General features: G+C 66.8%; 1 protein-coding gene. It reads left to right on the top strand.

Translation table 11 applies throughout. The features are described 5' to 3' along the window. Positions 1-980: xylulokinase (gene xylB, locus HX846_RS38490; protein ID WP_178967612.1), on the top strand; the 980-nt coding region annotated here is incomplete at both ends.

Genomic DNA, 980 nt, shown 5'->3' with positions numbered 1-980 from the left:
CGCTGATCAGCGGTGCCAATGGCCGCCGCGAACAGCACACCCAGGAGTGGCTGGACGCGTTTACCGAAGCCACTCACCGCGCCTTGCAACAGGCCGGGGTTGACGGCCAGGACATACTCGCCATCGGCGTTTCCGGCCAGCAACACGGCCTGGTATTACTGGGTGACCAAGGCCAGGTGCTGCGCCCCGCCAAGCTGTGGTGCGACACCGAAACCGCGCCGGAAAATGATCGCCTGCTGCAACACCTGGGCGGTGAAAGTGGCTCCCTGGAACGCCTCGGCGTGGCCATCGCGCCGGGCTACACCGTGTCCAAACTGCTGTGGACCCGCGAGCAACACCCGGAGGTGTTCGCACGCATCGCGCATATCCTGCTGCCCCACGACTACCTCAACTACTGGCTCACCGGCCGCGCCTGCGCCGAATACGGCGATGCCTCCGGCACCGGTTATTTCAACGTGCGCACCCGTGAATGGGACCTGGCACTGTTGCGCCACATCGATCCCGACGGGCGCCTGGAAGCTGCGCTGCCCGAGTTGATCGAGGCCAACCAGCCAGTGGGCACCATCCTGCCAGCCATCGCCGAGCGCCTGGGCATCAACCCGAATGCGCGGGTGTCCAGCGGCGGCGGCGACAACATGATGGGCGCCATCGGCACCGGCAATATCGCCCCCGGCGTGATCACCATGAGCCTGGGTTCATCCGGTACCGTGTATGCCTTTGCCGATCAGGCCAACGTCAGCCCGCAGGCGTCGGTCGCGACCTTCTGCTCCTCCAGCGGCGGCTGGCTGCCGTTGATCTGCACCATGAACCTGACCAACGCCACTGGGGTCATCCGCGAGCTGTTCGACCTGGACCTGGCGGCGTTCAACGCGTTGGTGGCCGAGGCACCGATCGGAGCCGACGGCGTGAGCATGCTGCCGTTCCTCAACGGCGAGCGGGTGCCCGCCCTGCCCCACGCCACCGGCAGCCTGCACGGCCTG

It is taken from the genome of Pseudomonas sp. K5002 (assembly GCF_013386655.1).
Lineage (GTDB): Bacteria > Pseudomonadota > Gammaproteobacteria > Pseudomonadales > Pseudomonadaceae > Aquipseudomonas.
This window is presented reverse-complemented; position numbering and strand designations above follow the sequence as displayed.